Genomic DNA, 25,773 nt, shown 5'->3' on the forward strand with positions numbered 1-25,773 from the left:
CCGATCAGGTCTGAGGCACGCGTCCCCTGACCGGGGCCGTCTCGAAGAGGTCCGTGAAGTACTCGGTGAGCGCGGCCACCGACTCCTCCGGGACGGTCTCCTCGTCAGGTCCGGCGGGCAGGTCGTGCCGGGGCACCGGGGGCGCGGACTCGGCCTCCGCGATCCACTGGCGGAGCGCCTCGGGGTCGCGCGGCTCGTCCGGGGCGAGCGCGTCGTAGACCAGGGTGGCGCCGGCAGCTTTGATGGCCATGATGAGCCCGTTGATCTCACGACCGGTGCCGGCGACGCCTCGCTCCATGACTCGGACCAGAGCCTGCGCGGTGGGGCGATGGTCGACGAGCTCCACGCGCAGCGCGTAGTGGATCAGGTCCTGGTTAGTGCAAGCCGTGACCACCGACGTGTAGTCGGCTCCGTTGCGGAACATCTCCGCTGCCCACCACAGACGTGAAAAGCACTGCCGGTCCGGGGACCCCTTGAACCGGGCGGGATTGATGCGGACATCGGACCGCCCCGGTGCGGCCGTGGGAGCATGCCGCCACGCCACGTAGTCCGGGGCGACGGCGAGCGCGAGATGGTTCCAGATCCTCCTGTCGGCGGCTTCCCGCCGGGTGAGTCGGAGAGCGGCGTGCAGCCGGGGGGCCAACCAGCCGTCAGCGTCCGTTCGATTGTCCCTGAACTGGTGCAGGGCATCGTCGATGAGCTCGCGGAGAGGTTCCACGAGCCAGCGGGCGTCGTCCTCCGGTAGGGGTTCGACGACCTTGGCAAGGTCTACGCCTCCGTGCCCCTGTACCCCTTTGAGGAGGTCTTCGGTGAGGAAGGGGTCAGCAGCCGTCGCGGAGAGCAGGCCGAGCCGCTCGGGAAGGTGATAAGGCTGCTCGATCACTGAGTGTTCTCCCGATTGTTCTGCTGGAGTGCGCGCAGGACACCGGCGAGCGCCTGGCGCGCACCGGCGCGGCGCACTGCGGCGTAGTGGACACGGGTCTGGAGCTCCACCCATCCCGTGTCACCGGTCCGGCGACGATGGACCCGGCGGAGCGCCTCCTCGGCGCTCAGCCCCGGCTCCACATCGGGGAGCATCTCCCGCAGCACCTCCCCCCTCCAGTCGACGGGGAAGACGGGCGAGCCGTCGGGCTCGATCTCCAGGTCACCGACCGCGCTGTGGAACACCGCCGTCCACACGTCGGTGGCCATCTGGGACACCAACAGTTCGTGGACCTTGTTCTCCATCCCCCCGGCCTCGCCGCCGAGAAGATCGGCGAATCCCTCCACATCGGTGTTGACCATCACCAGGGGGAGGCGGCCCGAGGTGTCGACGACCCAGGGGGCATCCGCGTAGGGACGCAGCCATTCCCGCGCGCTCTTGGAGAAGCTCGCCTGTTTGACGTCGAGGCGTAGGCCGCCGAGCGGCTCCTCGGCGGTGACATCGACTGTCCAGTTGGCATCGGTCTCGGCAATCGTCCTGCCCCGCACACCATCGACCGTGGCCACGGCGAGGACAGTCAGCTCGGCACGTCCCACGTGGTCGTCGCGGAGAACCTCGATCTCGCCGGACCACTCTTTGCTGTCCGGCGTCTCCTGACGTAGGTCGACAGTTGTGCGCACGTTGGTGTCGCCGTCGGTGAGCACCGCCAGAACCCGCAGGTCGCTCCACGGTGCGTCGGAAGCCACGGCACCGGGAGGAAGGGTGGCGGACAGACCGATTCTTCCCGACAACCAGTCCTCGTGCTGCGCCACCCCCAGGGCGACGGTCCGCTGCGGGATGGAGAACGCCGAGGTGTCCAGATGGTCACGAGTACCGTCGAGCAGCTTCAGGGAGGCCGAAGTCACCCTCAGGGCGACGGGGCGGTTGAGTCGCTTGTACGGATAGAAGAACTTCATGCCTCACTCCCCTGAACCGGCACGGAGTTCCAGTGCAAGTCGCGTGAGTTCGGTACGGACCGGGTGACTGGTGGGATCGGTCGAACCCCGGAAAACGGCTCGGCGGGCGTGCGGAGTGAAGCGCAGCACGCCGTCCTCGACCTCACAGCCCTCCACCGCGACGAGTTCGGCCCAGTCGAGCCTGGGGCCACTGCCCGTCCGGACGTCGACCAGCACCACCGGTGTCATGGCGGGCAACTCGTCGGCGCCGCGTGGAAGTTTCACCTCGGCGGTGATCCGCCACTCCCGATTCTCGCCGATCTCGGCGTTCAGTTCGTCCAGAACCGGCAGGGCCGGCCCGGAGGCACGCTTGGGCGTCGCGCTCTTGCGCGGGACGGTGAGTTTCTTGCGCAGCTTGGCACTCTCCTGCGCCCCGGGACGCTTAGTCCTGACGACCAGTTCCTTCACCGCGGCATTGACCTCGGTGGTCAACCTGGCGATGCGGTGGTGCGCGCTGTGCGACCAACGGAGGGTCAGTTCCTCGGTCTGCCCCCAACGGTCGTGCTCGGGCGGTTCGGCGGCACGCAGGAACTCCTCGGCCTCCTCGGCGAAGGGTGCCGACTCCCCTGCCGCGTGCCCCACCAGGAGAACCGCCTGGAAGGAGTTGACGCCCAGCGGCAACCCGGAGACGCCGGACTTCTTGATGGTCATCCGGTTGCCGCGCAGGGAGTGGACCTGGTTCGGCACGCCGTCCTTGTCCTCCGCCTCGGTGACCAGAAGCACTCCCGGGTGGGTGCCGAGCGTGCCACGGCGACCTCCCGACAGGGGCAGTCGGAGCGGAACCGTGCGGAGCGCCACCTGACCGGCCGCGGTGAGCCGGTCCACGGTCGCCCCCTCGTAGAAGGCACGCAGCGCCCGGGTGCGCGAGGGCTGCTTGTCGGTGGGGTCGACCTTTTCCTCCTCTATGACAATGTCGTCGTTGCGCATCGTGCAGACCGAGGTCTCCAACAGCGGGAGTCTGCTGCCGCCTCCGGTCATGGCCGCCCAGAAGTCCCGGCTCAACGCGTCGACCAGGCGTCGGTGCATGGCACGGATGTCGCGGGTCCCGTCGTCGTCGCTACCGTTCTCGTCCTCGTCGTCGGTCGAGTCCGGCTTGCCCTGTTCGAGGCTCGCCACGTCATGGGCGCCGACGATCAGGAAGGAAGTGCCCGGCTCGTCGCTCTCGCGGGTGAGGCGGAGACGCTTGACCGTCTCCTCGTCCGCCCACCAGGAACGGACCACTTCCGCACCGGGCGTCTCGGGATCGGGACGGCCCAACCACGCCGGACCCGCGTACTGGTTGCCGTCGACGGAACGCCACGGAAGCTCCAGTCGTCCGATGACACGGCGCTCGGTGCGGCCCTCGTGCGGAACGGAGAGCGTCGAGTTGATCAGCACCATGCCGAGTGCGCTGGTCGCCCAGAGCGTCGCCTTGCCGAGACCGTAGGAACCGCCCGCACCGCGGCCCGACTTGAGGCTCTCCAACTGCCGGCGGACGACGGCCGCGAACTTGCCGTCGCCGTAGTCGTCACCGGTGAGGCCGGAAGCGTTGTAGTCGTCGATACGGAGGAGGACGAGGCGACCTTTTTCGAACATGTCGCGCACACCGGCGTCGACGACTCGCCCGACCTTCTGATCGGCGGCGGATTCGGAGACCGCCGAGTAGTGGGGTTGGAGTTCGTCCCAGAGGATGGCGGAACGGAAAGCCTCCAGCTTCTCGCCGGTGAGTTCGTGGATGGTGTACCGCACGCGGACCGGACGGCCGTTCTCCACGATTCGCTCGTCGAGGCTGTTCTGGCAGGTCTCGCGCGCGAGCACCTGGACGTCCGCGTCGAAGGCGAAGGCCGCGGCGTTCCCACCGTCACGTCCACCGTCCTGGTAGCCGGGCCGGTGGTACCAGGTGACGGGGAGGCCGGCCTGGGTGTCGGCGGTCCGGGTGTGCACTGTGCCCAGGTCCGTGCCGAGCGCCTTGGCGATCTCTCCCATGACGGTCGGGCGCGGGACCGAGCGCTTGGTGATCCACGCGGAGACCGCGGCCCGGGTCAGCCCCAGTTCCTCCGCCAGTTCCGCCTGCGTCTTGCCCGTGAGCGCGAGCTGGCGGGACAACCAGGGCCCGAACTCCTCACCGGTCTCCACACGACCACCCACCCCTCTGTTGCTTCGCATGAACGCGAGCAGGCTAATTTGACACGCCCGCAAACGTCAACTGGCAATTGACGATGCCGAGGTGGCACCTTTCGGAATTCAAGAGTGACCAATAAGTAAATAAATGTCCCAGTTGCGCACCTCGCGAGCGTCTCGAACCTTTCGCGACGCGACCGGAAGCGGCGCGCGCCCGCGTCGCGCCTCACGCATTTACGGAAGTCGATATTCCGCTTGTGCAGCTTCCCGAATCGGGGTGGCGAGGTCGGACAAGATCGCCCTACAGTCATATTGTCGGAACAGCCGTCCCGCCTGGAACAGCCTCACCAAGGCCAACCACGCGGCCACGGGTGAGCCATACCCTCGTCCAATTCCCTTCGATGAAATCCGTCGAGGAGGGGATCCAATTGGATCCGGGAATGGGGTGGCGCGATCAGGCGGAATCCCCCTACAGTTCTGAACCCAGAACACCAGAAAAGTCGTCCCGCCTGAAACAGCCATATCGGAGAATGTCGATACGGCCACGGGACCCACCCCGAGAATCTCCCTCACCGAGACATCCTGGTGCGGGGCCAACCAAGAACGGCGGAGGCGTCGTACTCATGCAAGAACCCACGGGGGACGTGGAGTCCTGTCACCACAATCATTATTCCGCCCCCTTTTCACAGAGGGAGTTACACTCTGTCCATCTTGAGTGGGCGATGGCACCCAGCGGCACGGAAGAGAAGCACATCCTCGACGAAGCCGGAATGACGGTCGAAGAGCTCGGCGAACACTTCGAGATCGATCGTTCCGGAATCGTCGACGCCGGTTGACGTCCGACCAGTCGCGCTCCCCCGTGACCTGAAAGACCCCGCAAGGGGCCCTCGCATGCCCGATCCCCTGTGCGGGCCCGCCCCCAGACGTGTTCCTCTCCCACCTCGTCCTCAGGAGTTCAGCAGCAGTGTCGTCCACCGCTTCCCCGGTCATCCACACCGTCCTCGAACAGTCCGCTCGTGTATTGCAGACCTACGAGGTCGATCCCGGCCTCATTCCGGAACACGCCAACAGCGAGCGGCGGATCACCAAAGGTGGATACGGAGACCGCCAGCTCTTCGAACTCGTGCAGAACGCCGCGGACGAGATCGCCGCCGAGCCGGGGGGATCCGTCCAAGTGGTCCTCACCGACACACACCTCTACTGTGCCAACGAGGGCACCCCGGTGACCCCCGAAGGCGCGGAGACCATTCTCCGCATGAGCATGTCGCGCAAGCGCGGTGGGCAGATCGGCCGTTTCGGTGTGGGCGTGAAATCCGTTCTGGTGGTCACCGACGCTCCGCAGTTCTTCAGCAGCTCCGGTTCCTTCGGTTTCGACCGTGAGTGGGCGTACGAGAAGATCCGCTCGGTGCCGGGCGTACGGGAACACCTGGGCGCACAGTTCGAGGCACCGGTGCTGCGCATGGCACGTGCCCTCGACGTGAACGCCGAGCGCGCTCAGGACCCGGTCCTCGACGAGCTGCTGGGTTGGGCCACGACCGTCGTCCGCCTGCCGCTGCTCCCCGGCGCCGCCGGCAAGCTGGCGTTGGACATGCACGGTGGACGGACGATCGCCGGTGCGGCCCGTGAGGAGTTCCCGCTCGGCTTCCAGCTGCTCTCCCCGCACGTGGCCAAGGTCGTCCTCGAAGATCGCCGGCCTCGCCCGGCCGTCCGACGCGAGCTGACGACCCGGCGTTCCGGGAACCTGCACACCGTGGTGGAGGAGCGGACGGGGAAGCCGACGGTCAGCGCACACTGGCGGGTCTTCTCCACCACCCACGAGCCGGGCCCTGCGGCCCGGTCCGACGCCGGCGAACTGCACGACCGGCTCACGCTGGATCTCGCCTGGGCGGTGCCCGCGCTGGAGAAGGACGAGAAGACCGGGCTGCACATCAGTCCGCAGTCGCGGGGGCGGGGGCGCTTCTGGTCCTTCTTCCCCACCAAGTACGAGATGTCCCTGAGCGGCATCCTCAACGGTGCCTGGAAGACCAACGAGGACCGTCAGAACCTGCTCGACTCCTCTGCGTTCAACGAGGAGATGGTCAGGGTCTCGGCGGCCCTGGTCGTCGACTCCCTGCCCGGCCTGGCCCCCGCCGAGGACCCCGCCGCGTACCTACCGCTGCTGCCCGGCCGTGTGAAGGAGGCGATCAGTTGGGCCGACGAGTTCCTGACCCGGGAGATCTGGGAACGGGCGGCGGTCCGTCCGTCGCTGCCCGACCAGGAGGGCGTGCTGCGCGTCCCCACCGAACTGCGCGTCCCTCCACGTCTCGACAAGGATCGGAACGCCCGCTGGTTGCGGATGTGGCACGAGTCGCCCGGCCGGCCCTCGAACTGGTTGCACCCGAACGCCGAGGCGGACGTCCTGCGTTCGGGCAAGGTCGAGCACATTCTCGGTGCGGCCGGACACAAGCGGGCCGATGTCCGCGCGTGGCTGGAGGCGCTGGTCGAGCGCGGTACCGCCGAGTCGTCCGCGACGGCGATCCGCATCCTCGCCGAGATGGTCAAGTCCGGTTCGCCGTACGCCGAGGAGGCCCGCAGGGCGAAGATCGTGCTCACCGAGGAGCATGGCCTCGTCCCTCCTGTCGCCGGACAGGTGTATCGCCGCGCCGACCAGGACGGACTACGCGAGTCCCTGGTGTATGTGGTCGGCGAGATCGCGCGGGACCCTGAACTCGCCACCGCGCTCAACCTCCTCGGCATCCGTGAGGCCGACGTCGAGGGTCGGTTCATCAGCGTGCTCGACCAGGGCTTCGAGAACTACGGAAGCGCCGAATGGGAGCGCTTCTGGGACCTGTTCCGCCAGGCCGGTGAACGACGACTGACCCACACCGTGCTCAAGCACGTGCCGAACGCCCGCGATACCCTCCGCGTGCGGACGGCGGACGGGAAGTTCCGCCCGGCGCGCGACTGCATGCTGCCCGGTGCGGTGGTCGACGCGAAACGCGACCCGAGCATCGCCGTCGACACGGGATTCCACTCCGACGATCTCGCCTTCTTCCGTGAGATCGGCTTGCGTGAGCGTCCGTCGAGTTCGGTACGTCCAGAGGGCGAGGACTGGTTCGAGGAGTACCGGGAAGCCGTCCACGCTTCCTATCTGCGGAGCCTGGACCAGCGGGCTCCCCGCCCGGCCCTCAACCGGATGAAGGTGGAGGGTTCCGCGATCGGTGGTCCCCTGCACCTCTTCCGGTCACTCTCGAAGGAGTCCCGCGCTGCCTTCCTGAAGGCGCTGCCGGACGACTCGGTGGTGGACAACTGGACGCGTCAGATCGGTGCGCAGTCGAGCACCCGGCAGGCCGTGATGTCACCGATCCGCTGGATGCTCAGGAAGTACGGAGCCGTCTCCACCTCCCAGGGGATCAAGTCGCTGGGCGAAGCGGTCGGGCCCCAGCTCGCCGCCTACCGCGACGTGCTGCCAGTCGCCGACATCTCTCCCGAGAAGGCCCGCAAGCTGCGCCTTCCCACCACGGTCGACGACGTTCCCGCCGAACGCTGGGAGAACCTCCTCTCGGAGGTGACGCGGAGCGAGGACGACCTCTTCGTCGGCAACACCTACGTGATGCTCACCCGATTCGGCGCGGAGTTCCCCGAGGGCTCGCTGACCCGCTGCCGGATCGGCGAAGTCTGGGACACCCGTCCCGACGAGGAAATCACCGTCGCCGTCGGCCCGGCCGAGTACCGAACATTGCGCGCGGAACAGCTTCCCGCCCTGCTCGTGACGTCCCCCGAGGACGCCGAGTTGATGATCGAGAAGTGGGGCATGAAGCGCTATGCCGATGCCATCACCCGGGAGACCCGCGAGGTTCCGGACGGTGACCCGGTCCCGCTCGTGGAGCTGTACCCCGGCCTGCGCCAGCGTCTGAACAGCGGCAATCGCAACAGCCTGGTGCAGCGGTGCAAGGAGCTCGAAGAGGTGACCCGGACGCCGAACGCCGCCAGGGCCCGCCCGTTGGACGCGGTGCGCCAAGGCGCCACGGTCAAGGTCCGCGTCCCCTTGGAACCCGAGCCGATGCTCCGCCTGATCGACCGCGAGCTGAGGCTCGGACTGGGTACGTCGGGCTGCCGACTGGTGCTGGAGAACCAGGAGCGGATGGCGCGGGACAGCAAGACCAAGGCGGCGTTGAAGGCCATACGCGACGCGGACGACGTCGTCACCAAGATCGAGCTGCTGATCGGTGCGGAGGCACTGCGTTCCGGTCTCCCCGAAGGGTTGATGGAGGCCGAGCTGGAGGCGACCGGTGGTGCGGAACCGTCAGGGCACCGGGTGGCGCAGATGGCTTTCAACGCGCGCGGCGACAGGGTGCTCCACCATCACGCCCGGGACATCCAGGCCAGGTTCCCCAACGCACCTCTGGGTTATGGAGGTTCCTCGGCCGCTGTCACCTTCGTGTCGAGCCTCGGGCTGCCGATGGCCTTCGCCGGATCCCGGACGCCGTCGCCTCCCGCCTCCGAGACGGTCGACGGCCCGCGGGACTTCCCTCGGCTCCATGACTATCAGGAAGACCTGGTCCGCAACATCACCACGCTGCTCGACCGGCTGGCTCCGCAGCGGGCCATGCTGTCCCTGCCCACCGGCGCCGGTAAGACGCGCGTCACCGCGGAGGCCGCGATCCGCTGGGTGAAGCGGGTGGGCGATCTGCAAGGGCCGTTGCTGTGGATCGCGCAGACCGAGGAACTGTGCGAACAGGCCGTGCAGAGCTGGAAGTTCGTATGGAGCAAGGTGGGAGCCGAGCGCCCCCTCGCCATCAGTCGACTGTGGGGCGGCAACGAGGTCGGGAACGTCGAGGGGCACCCGCATCTGGTCGTCGCCACAGACGCCAAACTGGAACGGTGCCTGGACGCCGACCAGTACGAATGGCTCCGGGAGGCAGCACTGGTGATCGTGGACGAGGCCCACACCGCGATCTCTCCTCGGTACACCGCCATCCTGGGGAAGCTGGGTCTCACCCAGTACGAAACCCGACGTCATCTGCTCGGCCTGACGGCCACTCCGTTCCGCAACACCAACGAGGAGGAGACCCGTCGTCTGGTCAACCGTTTCGGCGGCAGGCGCCTCGACGAGGGGGTCTTCCCCTCCGGCGACCCGTACGGCGACCTTCAGAAGTGGGAGATGCTCGCGCAGGTGGAGCACCGCGTTCTGGAAGGCGGAAGCATCGAGCTGACCCGGGACGAGAAGGAGCAGGCCGAGCGTATGGCCACGCTCTCGCGTTCCGCCGAACAGCGGCTCGCGGAGGACCACGCACGGAGTCGCCGCATCGTCGACGAGGTCGCCGGCCTTCCGAAGGACTGGCCGACCCTGCTCTTCGCGACCTCCGTGGATCACGCCAATTACCTGGCCGCCCTGTTCAACGACCGGGGAGTCACCGCCGCCGCCGTGGACTCGACCACCAGCGCCCAGGACCGACGCCGGCGCATCGAAGACTTCCGCGACGGCCGCATCCGCGTCCTCACCAACTACGGCGTCCTGACCCAGGGTTTCGACGCGCCCGCCACCCGTGTCGTGGTCGTGGCCCGTCCGGTCTACAGCACCAACGTCTACCAGCAGATGATCGGTCGAGGCCTGCGCGGACCGAAGAACGGTGGCAAGCCCACCTGCCTGATCCTCAACGTCAGCGACAACATCGAGAACTTCGACACCCGGCTCGCCTTCACCCAGTTCGAGCACCTCTGGAGCCACAAGTGACCGACGTCTACCTGGACAGCCCTCCGCTCACCGACGAGCAGCGGGCCGTGGTGAAGCAGCCCTGGGACGCGCGGGTCCTGGTCACCGCCGGAGCCGGGGCGGGGAAGACGCACACCCTGGTGCGGAGACTCGACGCGTTGTGCGATCACGAGAACCAGGAGGAGGCGTTGGAGGCCTCGGAGATCCTGGTGCTCACCTTCTCCCGGGCAGCCGCCCGCGAACTGCGCGAGCGCATCGCCCGACACGGGGAACGGGCCCGCCGGGTGCGCGCCCAGACCTTCGACGCCTGGGCCTACGGCGTGCTCAGCCGGGCTCACCCGGACGGTGGCTGGAGGGGGGCCGGCTTCGACGAGCGGATCACCGCCGCCGCCCACGCGGTCGAGAAGGGCGCGCTGGAGATCGGTGACGCCGCCCCACCCGCCCATGTCGTGATCGACGAGGTGCAGGACCTGCTGGGCGCGCGCCGCGAGCTGGTGGAGACACTGCTCGACCGGTACCAGGACAGCTGCGGCTTCACCGTCGTCGGGGACGCCGCGCAGTCCGTCTACGGCTTCCAGATCGCGGACCCCCGCGAACGCGCTGACGAGATCAACCGGTTCTTCGACTGGCTGCGCTGCTCGTACCCCGACGATCTGGTGGAGCTGCGGCTGACCGGGAACTTCCGCGCCACCACGCCGGAGGCCCGGGTGGCCCTGGCCCACGGACCGCGCCTCCAGCAGCTCACCGACCCGGAAGAAGCGGGCACGCTCTACGAGGAGCTTCGCGAACTGCTCCTGGACCCGGTGAACGCCATGGGCGACCTCGACGACGAGTTCACCCTGGTCGGTCTGCGGGATTCCACCGACACCTGCGCGATCCTCACCCGCGACAACCGGGAGGCCCTCGTGGTCTCCGAGTTGCTGCACGCCCACGATGTGGAGCACCGGTTGCGGCGTCCGCTCGAAGAGCGTCCGGTGCCTCACTGGGTCGCCGAGTTGCTGCGCCGCACGGAGGCGACCGGCCTCACCGAGGACCGGTTCCGCTCGCTGCTCATGGAGATCCCCCTGCCGTTCCAGCCGGATGTGTCCGTCCTGTGGACCACGCTGCGTCGGGTCGCTCGTGGACCCGGACGGAACGTGATCGATCTGGACCGGCTGCGTCGTGCGATCGCCGACGGTCGGTTCCCCGACGAGGCGGCCGACCCGGAGACCGCCCGGATCGTCGTCTCGACCGTGCACCGGGCCAAGGGCCTGGAGTTCGACCGGGTGATCGTGCTCACTCCGCCGACCGTCGCGGAACTGCGCAAGCGGCACGGGGACGAGCTGGATCTCCCCGCCGAGGCGCGCGCCCTCTACGTGGCCATGACGCGCGCCCGCCACGACCTGTACTACATGGCACCCCCTGAACTGCCGCAGTTCAGGCGGGCGGGAAAGCGGAGCGACGGCCGGCGCTACATCGGTGGCTGGCGGTCCTACGACCGGTTCGGCATCGTCGCCGAGGCGGGCGACGTGTGCCGGAACGACCCGCCCTGCCACGACGGCGACGCCGTGGCCACGCAGACCCACCTCCTGGAATGGGTCGGCCCAGGGCAGCCGGTGGTACTGCGCAAGCGCCACGACCTGCCGATGGGCGAGTCGCAGAGCCCGCCGTACGCCCTGACGCACGACGGGCGGGAGATCGGCGAGGCGTCGCAGTGGTTCCGTGAGGGGCTGTACCAGGTGCAGAAGGTGAACAGGACGTGGGACCCCTGGTGGCCCGACGAGATCCACGGCCTGCGGATCGACACTCTGGAGACCGTGACGGGCAGCACCGCTGCCGGGAGCAACGCCGGACTGGGTGATCGGGGCGTGTGGATCGTCCCCAGGATCACCGGTATCGGGAAGTTCCGGCGGGCCGACAACGACGAGGAGCAGGGCGCATGACGCACGTGGCAGGAAGTCACTCCGAGCACTACCGGGTCCGGGACGAGGAACTCCTGGTGGGTCTCCGCCGCGAACTCCTCGGTCCCGCCGAGAACGCCGAGCCGGAGGACCGGGACGAGGTGCTCACCCAGGACGCGCCGATCGATCGTTATCTGACCGGCGTGCTGTACCCGCGGGCGGCGGACGAGGGGGCAGAGGAACGGAAGAAGGAGGAGGCCAACGAGCAGGACGGCCTGGACACCGCGCCACTGCTGACCCGTGACAACGTCGAGGAGTCCGGCACCGAGCAGGAACTCGGTCGGGCGGGGGATCGCCGTCCGTCCTCGATGGGACTGACCTTCGCCGTGGACCCGGCCATAAGCGACACGATCGTGGTCTCGGCACGCGCCGCCGTGTACAAGCCCACCGACGCGGACGGCAACCCGGTCGAGCCTCGCCGCGCCGAGGCTCGCACCGTCTCCGACCAGCAGGAACACTGGCGGCGCGTGGAACTCGACCTGCCGGACCGCCCGATCGATGTCACGACGCCCGACGGTGACAAGCGAGAGAGCCTGTACGACGGGGTCGGACTGCGTGCCACCGTCCGACGGCCCGACCCGACCACCGGCACGGTCACGATCACGGTGACGCTGGTCAACGAGCACAGGGTCGGCAAGTGGGACCTCCAGGACGCCTTTTCCCTGTTCCAGTGCGGTTTGACAGTACGGGCCGCCGACAGCTCCACCGCGTTCGTCGAGCGCCCCGCCCCGTCGTCCGCCCACGACCCGGAGATCGCCACCAGCCGGCTGTTGCACCGCCACGCACCGACCTTCGCCGTCGGGCACGGCTGCTCCGCGGAATGGGACTGGACCCCGCCGCCGATCGGCGTGACCGACACCGTCCCGGCAGCCGTCGCCGAGGTCCGCAGCCAGTTCGTGCCGTCCGTGGAGGTACTGCTCACCGATTCGAACCCGGAGATGGACAGCCCGGCGCTTTCCATGCTCGCACTGGCGGAGAATCCCGACACCGAAGTCCTGGCCGCTCTGGAGGAACTCGCCACGGGTTACGAGGAGTGGATCGACCGCAAGGCCGCCGAGGCCGAGGCGCTCAAAGGCGGCAACCACGAGAAGGCCGCTCGCGAGCAGGTGAGGGCCTGCCGTGAGGCGCTCGGCCGGATCCGTGAGGGCACAGAACTGCTGCGGACCAAGCCCGATCTGATGAAGGCGTTCCGACTGGCGAACCGTGCCATGGCCGACCAGCGTGCCCGCAGTGCCTGGGTGAGGAGCGGACGTGTCGGCGCTCCCGACGCGGCCGCCGGCCGCTGGCGCCCCTTCCAGATCGCGTTCGTGCTGCTCTGCCTGGCCGGCATCGACGACCCCGAGCACGACGACCGCGAGATCTCCGACCTGCTGTGGTTCCCGACCGGTGGTGGCAAGACGGAGGCCTATCTCGGTCTGATCGCCCTCACGTCGTTCCTGCGTCGCCTCCGTAAGGGTGCGGACGGTGGCGGTGTGACCGTCCTCATGCGCTACACGCTCCGACTGCTCACCCTTCAGCAGTTCGAGCGAGCGGCGATCCTGCTCTGCGCCATGGAGCACATGCGACGCCACACGCCCGAGCTGGGCCACGAGGAGTTCTCCGTCGGCATGTGGGTGGGTCGCTCGGCGACTCCCAACACGCTGGCCAAGGCCGACGAGAAGCTGGACGAGCTGCGCAAGAACCTCGACAAGCGTCTCGCCAAGGAGAACCCCGTCCAGTTGCACGCCTGCCCCTGGTGCGGGACCCGCCTCGACGCGCGCAACTACGACGCGGACGAGGAGGTCAAGCGGATGTACGTCCGCTGCCCCGGCCCGGGATGCGACTTCGCCGACGGCCTGCCCGTCCACCTGATCGACGAGGCGGTGTACGACACCCGACCGACGCTGGTGATCGCCACCGTCGACAAGTTCGCCTCGATGCCGTGGCGCCCGGCGACCTCGGCCCTCTTCAACCTCGACGACCCGAACGACCGCACCCCGCCCCCGGAGCTGATCGTCCAGGACGAACTCCACCTGATCTCCGGTCCGCTGGGAACCCTCACCGGCCTCTACGAGACCGCCGTGGACGCTCTCGCCGGCCGGCCCAAGGTGATCGCCTCCACGGCGACCATCCGTCGCGCCGCCGATCAGGGCCTCCACCTCTTCGCCCGTGAGGTACGTCAGTTCCCTCCCGCTGGCCTGGACGCCCGCGACTCGTGTTTCGCCGTGCAGACACCCCGCGAGGAGAAGGCGAGCCGCCGCTACGTCGGTCTCCTGGCTCCCGGCACCAGCCAGTCCACCCTGCTGATCCGCACGTACGCCACCCTGCTGCACCGGGCCAAGCACGCGGACACCAAAGAAGAGGTGCGCGACGCGTACTGGAGTCTCGTCGGCTACTTCAACAGCCTTCGTCTGCTTTCCGCGGCCGAACTCCAAGTGCACGACGACGTGGTGGCCTACCTGGAGCTGCTCGCCGAGCGCGAGGGGGTGGCGGTCCGTTCGGTCGCCAACTACTCGGAGCTGACGAGCCGTGTCGATGCCAGCGAGATCCCGACCCGTCTCAAGGGCATCGAGAAGAGGCTGCCCGACGCGGGCGAGGACACGGTGGACGTGCTCCTGGCCACCAACATGATCGCGGTGGGCGTGGACGTGGACCGCCTCGGCCTCATGGCCGTGATGGGCCAACCGCAGACGACGGCCGAGTACATCCAGGCCACCAGCCGAGTCGGCCGCATGCACCCCGGCCTGGTCGCGGTCATGCTCAATTCGGCTCGCTCCCGCGACCGTTCCCACTACGAGAGCTTCCAGCACTTTCACTCGGCCCTCTACCGCGAGGTCGAGTCCACGTCCGTCACACCGTTCTCCGCCCGCGCCCGTGAAAGGGGCCTGCACGCGGTGGTCGTGGCCCTCGCCCGCATCCTGATCCCGGACGCCCGCCCGAACGAGAGCGCTGGCCGGGTCGAGTCGTACGAGGACATCCTCAGGACCAAGGTCAAGGACATCCTCCTGCGTCGTGTCCGCGCGGTCAGCCCGGCGGAGGAGAGCGCTGTGGCCGACGCCTTCGACGAGTTCGTCGGCTGGTGGTGCGACGAGGCCGACATCCATCCCGGTCTGCTCTTCGAACCACGCCGAGGCAATCGTGCTCCTTCGCTCCTGAAGTCGTACGACGACGAGTCGGAGGACGCCGAGGCGTGGTCCACGCTGTGGAGCCTGCGCGACGTCGACGCCGAGTCCGCCCTGTTCATGGAGGGAAACCGATGACCCCGCACCCCGCCCGTCAACGTCGCACGGCCAAGGGCGGAGCCCCCGCCCACAACCTGCCCCGCCGAGGTGCGGTCCGCCGTGCCCAGGCCATCACCACCTACGGTGTCGGGTCGCTCATCGCCGTCGACAACGAGTCCTTCATCGTCTCGGGCCTGGACCACGCCGAGGAGAGCTGGAGGACCGACGAGGCACCACGCATTCATGAACGGCGTCTGGCCCGCCTGCTCGGTGTCAGCTACTTCCGCCTGCCGCCCGCGTCCGACGACGACAGCAAGGACGGCATGCGGGTACGACGCTTCCCTCTGGTGCACTCCTGCCCGGAGTGCACCGAACTCCAGCGTCACCGTGACTTCACTCCGCCGGAGGGGCAGAGCGTCTGCGGCACGTGCGAGGTCGACCTCGTCCCCTCCCGCTTCGTCGTCGCGTGCGCAGCCGGACACCTCGACGAGTTCCCTTACTGGCACTGGGTCCACCGCTCGACCGAGCGTGGAGCCACGGCTGCAGGTCGCTGCGGCGGGAAGCTCCGGCTGCGATCGTCCGGGCGTACGTCCTCGCTCCGCTCGATCCTCGTCTCCTGCACCTGTGAGCAGGCTCCCGAGGTATCGATGGAGGGCTCCTTCCGGAGGAACGCACTGAAGGATCTCGGGCTCAAGTGTCAGGGCACCCGGCCGTGGCTCGGCACGTCCGCTCCCGCCGTGGAATGCGGACGCCCGCTGCGCACGCTTCAGCGTGGTTCCTCCGCCGTCTGGCAGCCGGTGCTGAAGTCTGCGCTCTCCATCCCCCCGTGGAGCGACGGCCACGCGGATCCGCTCGCCGAGCACTGGGACGCGCTGCGCGAGTACGACAACCGCGAGCACGTCGGGATCTACCTCAAGGGCGTCTTCAAGGGGCAGTGTCCCCTGTCTCTCGACGAGGTGATGGCACTGCTCGACGCGGAGCGCGAGGAGGATCCCGATGGTGAGGCACTCCCCACCTTCGACCACCGCTACCGCGCCCTTCGCAACAAGGAGTACGAACGCCTGCGTTCGGGCAACGACGAGAGCGAACACTCTCGGGATGAGCAGTTCATCTGTGAGACCCCGCTGGGTGACCAGAGCGTGCTCGCTCCACTCGGCATCACCGGCCCGATGCTGGTCAAAAAGCTCCGGGAGGTGCGCGCCCTGAAGGCGTTCACCCGGCTGGCCGATCCCGATTCGGCGATCGAATCGAAAGAGATGCCTCTCTCCGACTCGACTCTGAGCTGGCTCCCGGCCATGGAAGTACGCGGTGAAGGGGTCTTCGTCCGCCTGGACGAGGAGCGACTCGAAACCTGGGAGAAGGCCACGGCGGTGGCGGCCCGGACGGAGCGGATGCGCACCGCGCACCAGCGGGTGCTCGACCAGCGGGCAGGTGACGGAAGCCAAGCCGTCCCCTCCCCCGTCACCCCCCGCATGGTGCTGCTGCACACTCTGGCGCACATCCTCATCAACGAGTGGAGCCTGGAGGCGGGCTATCCGGCCGCGTCCCTGCGGGAGCGCCTCTATGCCGCCGACGACATGGCCGGGGTACTGATCTACACGGCGACGAGCGATTCCGCGGGCAGCCTCGGCGGTCTCGTCGCACAGGGTGAACCGAAGATCCTGGACCGCACGGTGCGTTCGGCCGTTCGTCGTGCCGAGTGGTGTTCCTCCGATCCGCTCTGCATGGAGACCGGGGTGTCCGGCGCCGGCGGGGCGAATCTCGCCGCCTGCCACGCCTGCGTGATGCTCCCCGAGACGAGCTGCGAGCACAACAACATCCTGCTCGACCGCGCCTTGCTCGTCGGCACCCCGGAGGAGCCTCACCTGGGGTTCTTCGCGGACATGGTCACCGGTTGACGTTCGGGCCGGTCTGCGGCCCTGCGACACCCTGGCGGGGGGCGGGACCGGCACTGAGCTGATGCTCCGTGTCGGTCCCGACCTCCTGTGGTCCTTCAAGCAACTCTCCTCGATCCATGATGGCCCGCCGCGCGGATGCAGTGTGCGAGCAGTGGCCTGTCGCCCTGATGCCTGGCCACCCCTCCCAGGGCAGGGGTGTCGGGTGGCCTGCACGATGCACTTCTGCTCGCCGCGGATGCTGACGGAGGTCCGTCAGGGTCGCCGCGTCAGACGGTCGCCTCTCGGAACGTCTCGTCGCCGGCTGCGCCCATTTCGGTGTCGTAGCGGGTCCGGGCCCGGTCCAGGGCGCTCTCCACGTCGCAGCCGTGGGCGCGGAGCCAGTGGAGGAGGTCCGTGACGAGCGAGATCACCGACTCCTCGGCCACGGTCCTGCCCAGTCTCCCCGTCCCGGGCAGGCAGGGTGGTCCTTCGTCCGCGCACAGCTCCAACAGTGCCTCGGCCCGCCGCACGCCGGGGTCCTCCACGTGACCGTCCGGTGAGGTGAGTCCCGTCGCCAGTTCGCACCACGTGACCTTGCGGTCGGGGCCGAGTTCGACGCCCCACCGTGCGGCCACCGCGTCGACGAGCGCCATGCCTCGGCCTCCCTCGGAATCGGCTCTCGCGTCGAGCAGGGTGGGCAGAGCGCGGGTGTCGGGGTCCTGTACCTCGATGCGCAGATGCGCGCCGTTCATCGAGACCGCGAGGACGGCCGGGGTTCCGGGGCCCACGTGCGTGATGACGTTGGACACCAGCTCACTGACGCAGAGTTGAGCCTCGTCGACGACTCCGTGCAGACCCCAGATGCCGAGGTGGGCCCGCATGGCCCGGCGCAGGCCGGCCACCTCCGCCGGTTCGGCCGTGAAGGCAAGGTCCCACGGCTTGCGCCTCATGCACGCTTCCTGGCCCACGAAAACCCCTCTCGTCCTGACGACGCCCCACGAGCCACGCAGGGTCACGAGGCATCACTTTGAGTTGTCGCCTCGCGACCAGAGTGAGGGTTGCGAATCCCTTCGTGCAATGTGCACGGCGGGATTCCCACTTCCGAGTGATTGGCAAGCACACCTCTGGGCGCGAGACTGAACACCCGCTACACGGAACGGGGTTCACATGGCCGGATCACCCACGGCACGTCGGCGCCGCCTGTCGATCGAGCTGAAGAAGCTCCGCGAACAGAGCGCGCTGACCTGTGCCCAAGTCGGCCAGGCCCTGGACTGGAGCGGTTCCAAGGTCAACCGCATGGAGACGGGCAGCGGGCGGGTCCAGCCCTCGGACATCGACGCCCTGTGCCGCTTCTACGGCACCGGGGACGAAATGCGGGAGTTCCTCAAGTCGCTCGCCCGGCAGGCCAAGGTGCGGGGCTGGTGGCAGGTGCACGGTTCCGGCGTTCCGGAGTGGTTCAACATCTACATCGGCCTGGAGCAGGAGGCTTCCACCTTCCGGCAGTACCAGTGCGAGCTGGTGCCCGGTCTCATGCAGACCCACGCCTACGCCTCCGAACTCCACCGGACCGGCGCGCACATGTCCGACGAGGACATCGACCGGGCCGTACGCGTGCGCATGGAACGGCAGGCCATGCTCAGGGGGTTGGAGGCGCCCGAAGCGTGGTTCGTCGTGAACGAGGGCGCACTGCGCAACGTCATCGGTGACCGCGCGCTCATGCGGGAGCAGATGGAACGCCTCCTGGACGCCGTCCGCCTGCCGACCGTGACCTTGCAGGTCCTCCCCTTCGACTCGGGCACGTATCCCGCCACGGGGTCGTTCACCATGCTGGGCTTTCCGGCCCCTGAAGACCCGGACATCGTCTACCGGGACGGCATCACCGACGCGGTCTACCTGGAGGGCGAGCATCATGTCCGTGAGTACACCCGGGCGTTCGACGGCCTGCGGGCCGCGGCCCTGAGCCCGCAGCGTTCGACCCGGTTGATCGAGTCGATTTCGAAGGAGTTCGCAAGGTGAGCACTGCCCTTCCCGGCGGCGACGACGACCGTCCGACGTGGTTCACGTCCTCCTACAGCAACGGGGCGGGGGGCGAGTGCGTCGAGTGCGCGCTGAGCGGAGGCGGAGCGCTCGTGCGGGACTCGAAGGGGGCGGGGGAACTCGTCGTCACCGTCGGGAGCACGGCCTGGCGCTCGTTCGTACGTGCCGTGCGGGAGGGCACGCAGGGCTGAGGGCGCGGAGGGCCGGGGATTCCGGCGCGCTGCGAGCGAGGTCCGCGCGGCGATCTCCGCTCCCACTTGCGCGCAATCCCCCTCGCCCACACCACGTGCGCAATCCGCCGCAATCGCCGAGCGCCGCAGGGCCCGGGGAGAACATCCTGGGCCTCCGACAAGCACACGTGGAGGACGGCATGACGCTCAGGCTCATCGGTACGACCAGCGACGACGGTGACTGCCCCACCCTGTACGGCATCGAGGGCACCGACGAGATCCTCGTACAGGGTGAGCGTGAGACCGACCCCGGGCACCTGGCGCAGTTGCGTGACGTGAAGGAGACCGAGACCTTCGTCCGCGTCCCGCGCAGCCTGCTGACGCGGTTCTCGCCACGGAGCGATGCTCCCGAACTCCAGCCATTCTCGTCGATCGCGGACCTGTTCCACAGCTTCAGGCACACCGCTTGGCGCCTGGAGACCCGTCGGGGGTACGCCTCCGACCGCAACAGCCCCAAGTGGGCCCGGTTCCTCGCGGGCGAGGACATCGCCCGCGACCCGGACAACGCCTGGCGTGAGAACGTCCGGGCTCAGACGGCTCTCGGAAAGCGGTTCGAACGCGTGCGACTCGTCGACGAACCGCTCACCCAAGGGCAGGAGTTCCTCCTCGCGAGTGCCCCCAGCAACGTCGGCGCGGGCGAGGACATTCGTATCCTGAGCCGTAACCGCGCTCAGGAACTGCGTCTGCCGAACCACGATTTCTGGCTCTTCGACTCCAGGATTCTCGTCCGCTTCGCGTTCGACGGCGAGGACACGACGCTGGGTGTGTACGTCACCGAGGACCCTGCCGAGGTCCTCGCCGCATGCCAAGCGCGGGATGCTGCCTGGCACCATGCGGTGCGTGCCGAGGAGTTCGCCGGGCGGGTACGTTCCACCGTGTGAGCACGGACTACCAGACCGCCAGAGAAGCCCTCGGCGCGCGGTTGCGTGAACTACGCGCCGAGGCCGGTCTGGACGGCAAAACCATCGCTTCCCGGCTCGGCTGTCAGCCTTCGAAGGTCTCCCGTCTCCAGAACGGCAGACAAACCCCGTCCGCAGCCGACTTGACCGCATGGGCGCACGCTTGCGGGCAACCAGACGTAGAGGCTGAGCTTCAAGGGCTGCGTGCCGGACTGGAGTCGAGGCAGCGGCATCGCTCGTGGCGTCGTCAGTTGGCCGGCGGGCATCGTGGCCGCCAGGAGATCGCGGTCCGGCAGACCGAGGCCACGAGGGCGATCCGCGGCCTGGAGGTGTCACGCGTTCCAGGGTTGTTCCAGACTCCGGAGTACGCCCGCGCCATTTTCGACGCCAACGCCGAGTTCCGGGGCATCACCCCGACCACCGAGGCCGCCGTCGAGGCCCGGATGCGCCGCCAAGAGGCCTTGTACGACCCCGCGAAGACGTTCCGGTTTCTCGTGTGCGAGGCCGCCTTGTATCACCGTTCCTGCCCCGCCGATGTCATGGCCGAGCAATTGGATCGGCTGTACAACCTGGTGGGCCGACACCGGATCGAACTCGGCATTCTTCCCTTCGGCGCACAACTCCGCCGGACGGCACCACACGCTTTCTGGATCTACGACCGCAGATTGGTCATCGTCGAGACGATCAGTGAGGAGTTGTGGCTCACCGGCGAGGACGACCTCCAACTGTACGAACGGGCGTGGGACTGGCTTGCGGAGTCGGCCGAGTTCGGGGCACCGGCACGCCGCCTGATCGGCCGGGCACGAGCGTCTTTGGATCTCTCGTAGGCAATCTCCGGTAAGCGCCGGACACGGATCCGCAATCGCGCGCAATCGGCGGGCAGACGTGCAAACGCGCTGGCTAACGTCCAGGTCATGGCCACGAAGCCCACTGCCACGGCAGTCACTCGGAGCGCCGAGGTCGGAGCACCTCAGCAGACTCACAGCGCCGACGCGCTCGACATGCCATCACTCGGCGAGTGTCTCGTGCGGTCGGCGGTCGGTCTGCGCAACCGCACCGCCGTGAAAGCTCTCGTCGAAGAGGAGCAGCTCCTCGCACGGGACAACGTTCGTACGGCGCTCGTGGCGAAGCAGAACGGTGTCATGATCTGCCGGTGGGAGGGGATGGCCGGACGTCTCTACACCCTCGGGCTGAGCGAAAGCGAACGTGCTTTCCTCGGGCTCGTGTTGTCCATTGTCGGCCTGAGGCACAGTTACCTCTCCACCGTGGAGTGCCTCGACGAGCGCCGCTTGCAGATCGTGCTCCGGGCGATCACGCGTCTGGCCGGTGAGGGCCGGAGCAAAATCTCCATGACCTCTTGAGCTGTCTTGGGCAGCGTTCGCCAAACGTACGCACAGTCGTACGAGATTTCGCGCTGAACGCGGTGCCGCCTTTCGGCACGGCTCGCAGTGCGGCGTAAGCCCCTCTCCTCGCCAAGTCACATGCACAGAAGTCCAGGAGAGGACTCCCGAACGATTCTTCAACTGTGAGGTGAATCAGTGCTGCCCGAAAACCAGCCACACATCGATGAGCCCTGCGGCACCGCCCACATCAAGGAGGCCACCCCATGACCGTCACCGCCGTAGCCGCCGAGACGCGCACCGGCCGCTCCCTCGTCAGCGACGCCGAGTTCGAGACGCTCGCCGCCTTCTGTGCCGACGAGTACGGCATGGAGCGCTGTGTCGCCGATCGGGTCGTCGACCAGGCGCTCGCCCTGGTCTTCGTCATGGGCACCAGCGGTGAGGGCGCAAGCATGGCTCCCTCGCAACAGGTGGATCCCGGGTGGCACACGCTCATCCTGCACACCGACTGGTACGCCGAGTGGTGCCGACGCAGCTTCGGGTACTTCCTGCACCACCAGCCGAACTCCAAGGTCCGCACCCGCGGCCTGATGGTCGACGTGGTGGGCAGGTTGCGCGCCGCGGGCTTCGAGGTCGACGAACGGCTGTGGGGTACGGCCGCCGAGTGCAACGCGCCCGCGTGCTGCGGTGACGGTCCCTGCTGCTGACGTTTCGCCGCCCACCGCATGACGGGCCGGCCTCCATCAGGTCGGCCCGTACACCCGCCTTCCCAGAACGGACTGACCACGTGTCCCTGACCGAGCTGGCCGCAACCAGCCGCGTGACGGTCTTCCCCCTCGACGCCCTCACCGTCGCCTACACGACCCGGTCCGGCGACAAGCGTGGTCTCGGCGACATCGGGCTGGTCACGATCGTCGACGAACACAGCGACGGCGACGAACTGTGGCGGCTCGCCCGGGATCTGGGCGGTCGCACCCAGGAAAAAGACCAGGCTCGGTGGATTCTGACCCAGGCGAGCCGCGCCAGAACGGTCCGGGCGTACGTGGACCTGCCCGGCGTGCGGTGGACGGCCCACATCCGTCGGCGCTTCGTCCTGGACGCGCTCTTCGCGAACCACGAGGTCCTGATGACCGGCCGGATGGTCCTGTCTGGTTGCAGGTGAGCCGGGAGCACTGTTCCCCGTCCTCTCCGTCGCCGCCGACGAATGTGCCGTACGTCGGCGGCGGCAGCCCCGACAACAGGCGGCAGGCAACACGGTCAGACCGTACGCGACACCAGTTCCACCCGGCCGAACAGCAACGCGTAGCCCGGCGGGAGTTGGGCGAGGAGTCGGTCGGTCAGGGTGTCGCCGATCCGGGGCGGCAGGGCTCCGAGGACCGAGCCGGCGTGCCAGCGGGCCGTGGCGGGGGTGGCTCCCTCGATGCGGGTCGCCACGGCGTCGACGAACTCGCGCGCCGAGCGAGGGCGGAGCGCCGGGATCCGGGACGCGATCGTCCCGGCTGCCTCCCTCGGGAGTGCGCGGGCCAGGGCCACCCGCTCGTCGCCGGTCAGCTGGCCGCCCAGCTCGGAGAGGACCGTGCGGGTGACGCGTTCGGCCTCGGTGGTGGTCGGGTATTGGCCCGACTCCCGCACCGCCGCGATCAGTTCGTTCCAGGCTCTCCGGTCGTCGTCTCCTGCCGCTGTCGCGCGTACGGACCGCTGCGGGGCCGGGATCAGCGTTCTCGGCGGCTGCGCGGTGGTCGTCGCGGTCGTCGTCATCGTTCGGGCTCCTCCTGGTCCGGGCCGGGGTGGTGCGGCGAGGGGCGGGCGTGGCCCGTGGCTCCGGGAGCGGCCCCGGGGCCACGGGACGTGGAGCGGGACGTCAGCCGCTGATCTGCTTGCGGCCGCCGTCGCCGCCGGAGATCTGGATGCGGCGCGGCTTGGCCTGCTCGGCCACGGGGATGCGCAGGGTCAGGACGCCGGCCTCGTACGAGGCGTCGATCCGTTCCGTGTCCAGGGTGTCGCCGAGGAAGAGCTGGCGGGTGAAGGTGCCCGTCGGGCGCTCGGCGACGATCAGCTCCGCGCCCTCGGGGGCGGGGGTGCGGCGCTCGGCGCGGACGCTGAGGACGTTGCGTTCGACGTCCAGCTCGATCGTCTCGGGGTCGATGCCGGGGAGGTCGAAGTGGACGAGGAAGTCGTCCCCCGAACGGTAGGCGTCCATCGGCATGGCGGCGGGGCGGTTACCGGTCCCCGTGGCGGCGTTGGTACCAAAGACCTGCTGCGCGAGCCGGTCGAATTCGCGGAAGGGGTCGGTACGCATGAGCATCACAGTCCACTCCTCTCGTCAGACCTGTCGGTGCGATGCCCTACGACTTCTTATATAGCCCGGAGGAGGAAACTTGACAACCTTCGACTCAGGTCGGGGCCCGCTCGTCGTTCGCGCATTAGCCTCTGGGGGACTTCGGGGGACTCGATTCGTGGAGGCAGTGATGGCGAAGGTTCCCAGTTCGGTGATCGCCGCGGGCGGGCTCGTCGGCGGGTACGGCGTGGCCCGGTGGACGAAGAAGCGGCCGCTCGGCGGGGCCGTGCTCGCCGTGGCGGGGGCCGCGGCGGCGCAGCAGTGGCGGCAGCGGGCGGGCGGCAAGGCCGCGGGCGCGCTGGGCGTGGCGTACGTCGCCGCGTTCGCCGGGTCGCATCCGCTGGCCAAGAAGGTGGGCGCCTGGCCGTCGGTGTTCGGGGTCGCGGGCGCCGTCGCGCTGGCCTCCTGGGCGGTCGCGGACCGTCGGGGCTGACCCCACCGGCTCCGGACCCCTGCCCCGCAGGCTCCCTGACCCTCAGGACCCCTACCCCGCCTGCGCCGCCGCCCCCGACCGGAACGCCCGCCGGTACCCCTGCGGGCTCGTCCCCACCACTTTGCGGAAGCGTTCCCGGAAGGCCGTCGGGGAGCCGAAGCCCGTCTGTGCCGCGATCCGTTCGACCGGGTGCGCGGTCGTCTCCAGCAGGTACTGGGCCCGCCGCACCCGCGCCCGGTGCAGCCACTGCAGGGGTGTCGTGCCGGCCTGTTCGCGGAAGCGGCGGTTGAGGGTGCGGGTGCTCATGCCCGCCCGGTCCGCGATCTCGTCCAGGGTGAGGTCGCGGGCGCAGTGCTCCTCCATCCAGCGCAGGACGGGCTCCAGGGTGGCCCCGGACGGGGCGGGCGGCAGGTCGTGGACGATGAACTGGGCCTGGCCGCCCTCGCGTTCGAGGGGCATGACCGACATGCGGGCGGCCTGCGCGGCGACGGCCGAACCGTGGTCCCCGCGGATCATGTGCAGGCACATGTCGAGGGCCGCGGCGGCGCCCGCCGATGTCAGGAACTGGCCGTTGTCGACGTAGAGGACGTGCGCGTCGACCGTGATCTCCGGGTGGCGCTCGGCCAGGTCGCGGGCGGCGATCCAGTGGGTCGTCGCGCGCAGGCCGTCCAGCAGGCCGGTCGCGGCGAACAGGAACGCGCCGACGCAGATCGACGCGATGCGGGTGCCGTTCGCCGCCGCCGCGCGCAGCGCCTCCGCGACGCCGTCCGGCAGCGGGTCCCGCGGTTCGCGCACGCCGGGCAGGATGATCGTGTCCGCCTCCGCGAGGGCCTCCAGGCCGTACGGCGCCCGCACCGTGAACGCCCCCGCGCTCACCTCGCCCGACGGGTACGGCGAGCAGACCCGCACCCGGTACGCCTCCCGGCCGTCGGGCAGCCGGGCCCAGCCGAAGGCGTCGATCGGGGCGGACAGGTCGAAGGGGATGACCCCGTCCAGGGCCAGGATGGCGACGGTGTGCATGGCGAGAGCGTAGGCGTACGACGGGATGCCGCCAAGCCGGTTCTGCCGGGAGCGGCAAGACCCCCTCGGCCGCCTCTCCCCTATTACCGGCCGTGAACGGCCTGGCGAGAATCCGTCGCCCCCTGGCAGTCCCGCCACTTCTGCGGGGCCGGCCGGACGCCTACCGTCGGCCCGTGACCAAGTTCCTCCTCGCCGTCCACGTCATCGCCGCGATCGTCGCGATCGGTCCCGTCACCGTCGCCGCGAGCATGTTCCCGCCCGCCGCGCGCCGGGCCCTGGCCGCCCCGGACGACGTCCGGGCGGACGGGACCGTACGGCTGCTGCACCGGATCTGCCAGGTGTACGCGGCCGTCGGGATCGCCGTCCCCGTCTTCGGGTTCTTCACGGCGAGCGCGATGGGAGTGCTCGGCGACGCCTGGCTGATCGTGTCGATCGCGCTGACCGTCGTGGCCGCGATCGTGCTCGTGGTGCTCGTGCTGCCCGGTCAGGAGGTCCTCGTGGAGGGCGTCCCCGACGCCGACGCCGACGCCCGCACCGGCACCGGTTCCGGCCAGGGCTCCGTGGGCACCATGACCCGTGAGGCGACCGTGCGGCTCGCCATGTTCACCGGGATCTTCAACCTGCTGTGGGCGACGGTCACCGTCCTGATGATCGTCCGGCCGGGGTCGACGACGGGGGCGTAGACGGGACGACGCCTCCGCCCCCGCCCCCGGCGGACCGGGAGCGGGGACGGAGGCGGGAGCGGTC

The 25,773-nt window shown here is 69.0% G+C and carries 20 protein-coding genes; 13 read left to right on the forward strand and 7 right to left on the reverse strand.

All coding sequences use genetic code 11. From position 1 onward, the window contains the following. Nucleotides 1-4 precede the first annotated feature (4 nt). From AB0N31_RS15810 to AB0N31_RS15820, 3 genes are read right to left on the reverse strand one after another with little or no spacing between them, the layout of a single operon-like run. Nucleotides 5-883: a DUF6339 family protein gene (locus AB0N31_RS15810; RefSeq protein ID WP_366058938.1), complete on the reverse strand. Its 879-nt coding sequence runs from the start codon at nt 881-883 to the stop codon at nt 5-7. After that, complete coding sequence (locus AB0N31_RS15815; protein ID WP_366058939.1) at nt 880-1,878, reverse strand: hypothetical protein; 999 nt, start codon at nt 1,876-1,878, stop codon at nt 880-882. The genes AB0N31_RS15810 and AB0N31_RS15815 overlap by 4 nt, the downstream gene beginning before the upstream one ends. A 3-nt stretch (nt 1,879-1,881) precedes the next feature. Beyond that, on the reverse strand, nt 1,882-4,062 hold the full coding sequence (locus AB0N31_RS15820; RefSeq protein ID WP_366058940.1) for a helix-turn-helix transcriptional regulator: 2,181 nt from the start codon (nt 4,060-4,062) through the stop codon (nt 1,882-1,884). A gap of 919 nt (nt 4,063-4,981) precedes the next feature. On the opposite strand from AB0N31_RS15820, the gene AB0N31_RS15825 reads away from it, so the two are divergent. The 4 genes from AB0N31_RS15825 to AB0N31_RS15840 are packed head-to-tail and all read left to right on the forward strand — an operon-like array spanning nt 4,982 to nt 16,750. Further along, a complete protein-coding gene (locus AB0N31_RS15825; RefSeq protein WP_366058941.1) occupies nt 4,982-9,733 on the forward strand; it encodes a DEAD/DEAH box helicase in 4,752 nt (1,583 codons plus the stop codon). Further along, nucleotides 9,730-11,634, forward strand: coding sequence for an ATP-dependent helicase (locus tag AB0N31_RS15830; RefSeq protein ID WP_366058942.1), 1,905 nt, complete (start codon nt 9,730-9,732; stop codon nt 11,632-11,634). Before AB0N31_RS15825 ends, AB0N31_RS15830 begins: the two co-directional genes overlap by 4 nt. Further along, nucleotides 11,631-14,891: a helicase-related protein gene (locus tag AB0N31_RS15835; RefSeq protein WP_366058943.1), complete on the forward strand. Its 3,261-nt coding sequence runs from the start codon at nt 11,631-11,633 to the stop codon at nt 14,889-14,891. Before AB0N31_RS15830 ends, AB0N31_RS15835 begins: the two co-directional genes overlap by 4 nt. After that, the gene (locus AB0N31_RS15840) at nt 14,888-16,750 is read left to right on the forward strand and encodes a DUF1998 domain-containing protein (protein WP_366058944.1); all 1,863 of its coding nucleotides are present in this window, start codon (nt 14,888-14,890) and stop codon (nt 16,748-16,750) included. Before AB0N31_RS15835 ends, AB0N31_RS15840 begins: the two co-directional genes overlap by 4 nt. A gap of 266 nt (nt 16,751-17,016) precedes the next feature. Here AB0N31_RS15840 and AB0N31_RS15845 read toward each other — a convergent pair whose 3' ends face one another. Further along, nucleotides 17,017-17,679, reverse strand: coding sequence for an ATP-binding protein (locus tag AB0N31_RS15845; RefSeq protein ID WP_366058945.1), 663 nt, complete (start codon nt 17,677-17,679; stop codon nt 17,017-17,019). A gap of 217 nt (nt 17,680-17,896) precedes the next feature. Between AB0N31_RS15845 and AB0N31_RS15850 the strand changes: the two genes are divergently transcribed. From AB0N31_RS15850 to AB0N31_RS15880, 7 genes are all read left to right on the forward strand, one after another. Next, entirely contained in the window at nt 17,897-18,745 is an 849-nt protein-coding gene (locus AB0N31_RS15850) for a helix-turn-helix transcriptional regulator (RefSeq protein ID WP_366058946.1), read from the forward strand. Then, nucleotides 18,742-18,957, forward strand: coding sequence for a DUF397 domain-containing protein (locus tag AB0N31_RS15855; RefSeq protein ID WP_366058947.1), 216 nt, complete (start codon nt 18,742-18,744; stop codon nt 18,955-18,957). The genes AB0N31_RS15850 and AB0N31_RS15855 overlap by 4 nt, the downstream gene beginning before the upstream one ends. Nucleotides 18,958-19,136: 179 nt before the next feature. Further along, nucleotides 19,137-19,877 (forward strand): DUF6879 family protein, encoded by a 741-nt coding sequence (locus tag AB0N31_RS15860; RefSeq protein WP_366058948.1) that lies wholly within the window; start codon nt 19,137-19,139, stop codon nt 19,875-19,877. Further along, nucleotides 19,874-20,722: a helix-turn-helix transcriptional regulator gene (locus tag AB0N31_RS15865; RefSeq protein ID WP_366058949.1), complete on the forward strand. Its 849-nt coding sequence runs from the start codon at nt 19,874-19,876 to the stop codon at nt 20,720-20,722. Before AB0N31_RS15860 ends, AB0N31_RS15865 begins: the two co-directional genes overlap by 4 nt. Before the next feature lie 87 nt (nt 20,723-20,809). After that, entirely contained in the window at nt 20,810-21,256 is a 447-nt protein-coding gene (locus AB0N31_RS15870) for a hypothetical protein (RefSeq protein ID WP_366058950.1), read from the forward strand. Nucleotides 21,257-21,501: 245 nt separating this feature from the next. Then, the gene (locus tag AB0N31_RS15875) at nt 21,502-21,942 is read left to right on the forward strand and encodes a hypothetical protein (protein WP_366058951.1); all 441 of its coding nucleotides are present in this window, start codon (nt 21,502-21,504) and stop codon (nt 21,940-21,942) included. An 80-nt stretch (nt 21,943-22,022) separates the two neighbouring features. After that, nucleotides 22,023-22,397, forward strand: a complete 375-nt coding sequence (locus AB0N31_RS15880; protein ID WP_366058952.1) for a hypothetical protein — start codon at nt 22,023-22,025, stop codon at nt 22,395-22,397. A gap of 95 nt (nt 22,398-22,492) precedes the next feature. Here AB0N31_RS15880 and AB0N31_RS15885 read toward each other — a convergent pair whose 3' ends face one another. Both AB0N31_RS15885 and AB0N31_RS15890 read right to left on the reverse strand, forming a co-directional pair. After that, nucleotides 22,493-22,993, reverse strand: coding sequence for a DUF2267 domain-containing protein (locus AB0N31_RS15885; protein ID WP_366058953.1), 501 nt, complete (start codon nt 22,991-22,993; stop codon nt 22,493-22,495). 103 nt (nt 22,994-23,096) lie between these two features. Next, nucleotides 23,097-23,540, reverse strand: coding sequence for an Hsp20/alpha crystallin family protein (locus AB0N31_RS15890; RefSeq protein ID WP_366058954.1), 444 nt, complete (start codon nt 23,538-23,540; stop codon nt 23,097-23,099). 163 nt (nt 23,541-23,703) lie between these two features. Here AB0N31_RS15890 and AB0N31_RS15895 point away from each other — a divergent pair, with 163 nt between their 5' ends. After that, a complete protein-coding gene (locus AB0N31_RS15895; RefSeq protein WP_366058955.1) occupies nt 23,704-24,006 on the forward strand; it encodes a hypothetical protein in 303 nt (100 codons plus the stop codon). Between the two features lie 51 nt (nt 24,007-24,057). Here AB0N31_RS15895 and AB0N31_RS15900 read toward each other — a convergent pair whose 3' ends face one another. Then, a complete protein-coding gene (locus AB0N31_RS15900; RefSeq protein WP_366058956.1) occupies nt 24,058-25,026 on the reverse strand; it encodes a helix-turn-helix domain-containing protein in 969 nt (322 codons plus the stop codon). A gap of 173 nt (nt 25,027-25,199) precedes the next feature. Here AB0N31_RS15900 and AB0N31_RS15905 point away from each other — a divergent pair, with 173 nt between their 5' ends. After that, nucleotides 25,200-25,709 (forward strand): hypothetical protein, encoded by a 510-nt coding sequence (locus AB0N31_RS15905; RefSeq protein ID WP_366058957.1) that lies wholly within the window; start codon nt 25,200-25,202, stop codon nt 25,707-25,709. Nucleotides 25,710-25,773: the final 64 nt, after the last annotated feature.

The organism is Streptomyces sp. NPDC051051, from assembly GCF_040682975.1.
Classification (GTDB): Bacteria; Actinomycetota; Actinomycetes; order Streptomycetales; family Streptomycetaceae; genus Streptomyces.

Coding starts and splice junctions, on each gene's coding strand:
- AB0N31_RS15890 (WP_366058954.1), bottom strand. CDS start 23,540: ATGCTCATGCGTACCGACCCCTTCCGCGAATTCGACCGGCTCGCGCAG.
- AB0N31_RS15840 (WP_366058944.1), top strand. CDS start 14,888: ATGACCCCGCACCCCGCCCGTCAACGTCGCACGGCCAAGGGCGGAGCC.
- AB0N31_RS15875 (WP_366058951.1), top strand. CDS start 21,502: ATGACCGTCACCGCCGTAGCCGCCGAGACGCGCACCGGCCGCTCCCTC.
- AB0N31_RS15870 (WP_366058950.1), top strand. CDS start 20,810: ATGGCCACGAAGCCCACTGCCACGGCAGTCACTCGGAGCGCCGAGGTC.
- AB0N31_RS15815 (WP_366058939.1), bottom strand. CDS start 1,878: ATGAAGTTCTTCTATCCGTACAAGCGACTCAACCGCCCCGTCGCCCTG.
- AB0N31_RS15895 (WP_366058955.1), top strand. CDS start 23,704: ATGGCGAAGGTTCCCAGTTCGGTGATCGCCGCGGGCGGGCTCGTCGGC.
- AB0N31_RS15850 (WP_366058946.1), top strand. CDS start 17,897: ATGGCCGGATCACCCACGGCACGTCGGCGCCGCCTGTCGATCGAGCTG.
- AB0N31_RS15835 (WP_366058943.1), top strand. CDS start 11,631: ATGACGCACGTGGCAGGAAGTCACTCCGAGCACTACCGGGTCCGGGAC.
- AB0N31_RS15860 (WP_366058948.1), top strand. CDS start 19,137: ATGACGCTCAGGCTCATCGGTACGACCAGCGACGACGGTGACTGCCCC.
- AB0N31_RS15900 (WP_366058956.1), bottom strand. CDS start 25,026: ATGCACACCGTCGCCATCCTGGCCCTGGACGGGGTCATCCCCTTCGAC.
- AB0N31_RS15845 (WP_366058945.1), bottom strand. CDS start 17,679: ATGAGGCGCAAGCCGTGGGACCTTGCCTTCACGGCCGAACCGGCGGAG.
- AB0N31_RS15885 (WP_366058953.1), bottom strand. CDS start 22,993: ATGACGACGACCGCGACGACCACCGCGCAGCCGCCGAGAACGCTGATC.
- AB0N31_RS15820 (WP_366058940.1), bottom strand. CDS start 4,062: ATGCGAAGCAACAGAGGGGTGGGTGGTCGTGTGGAGACCGGTGAGGAG.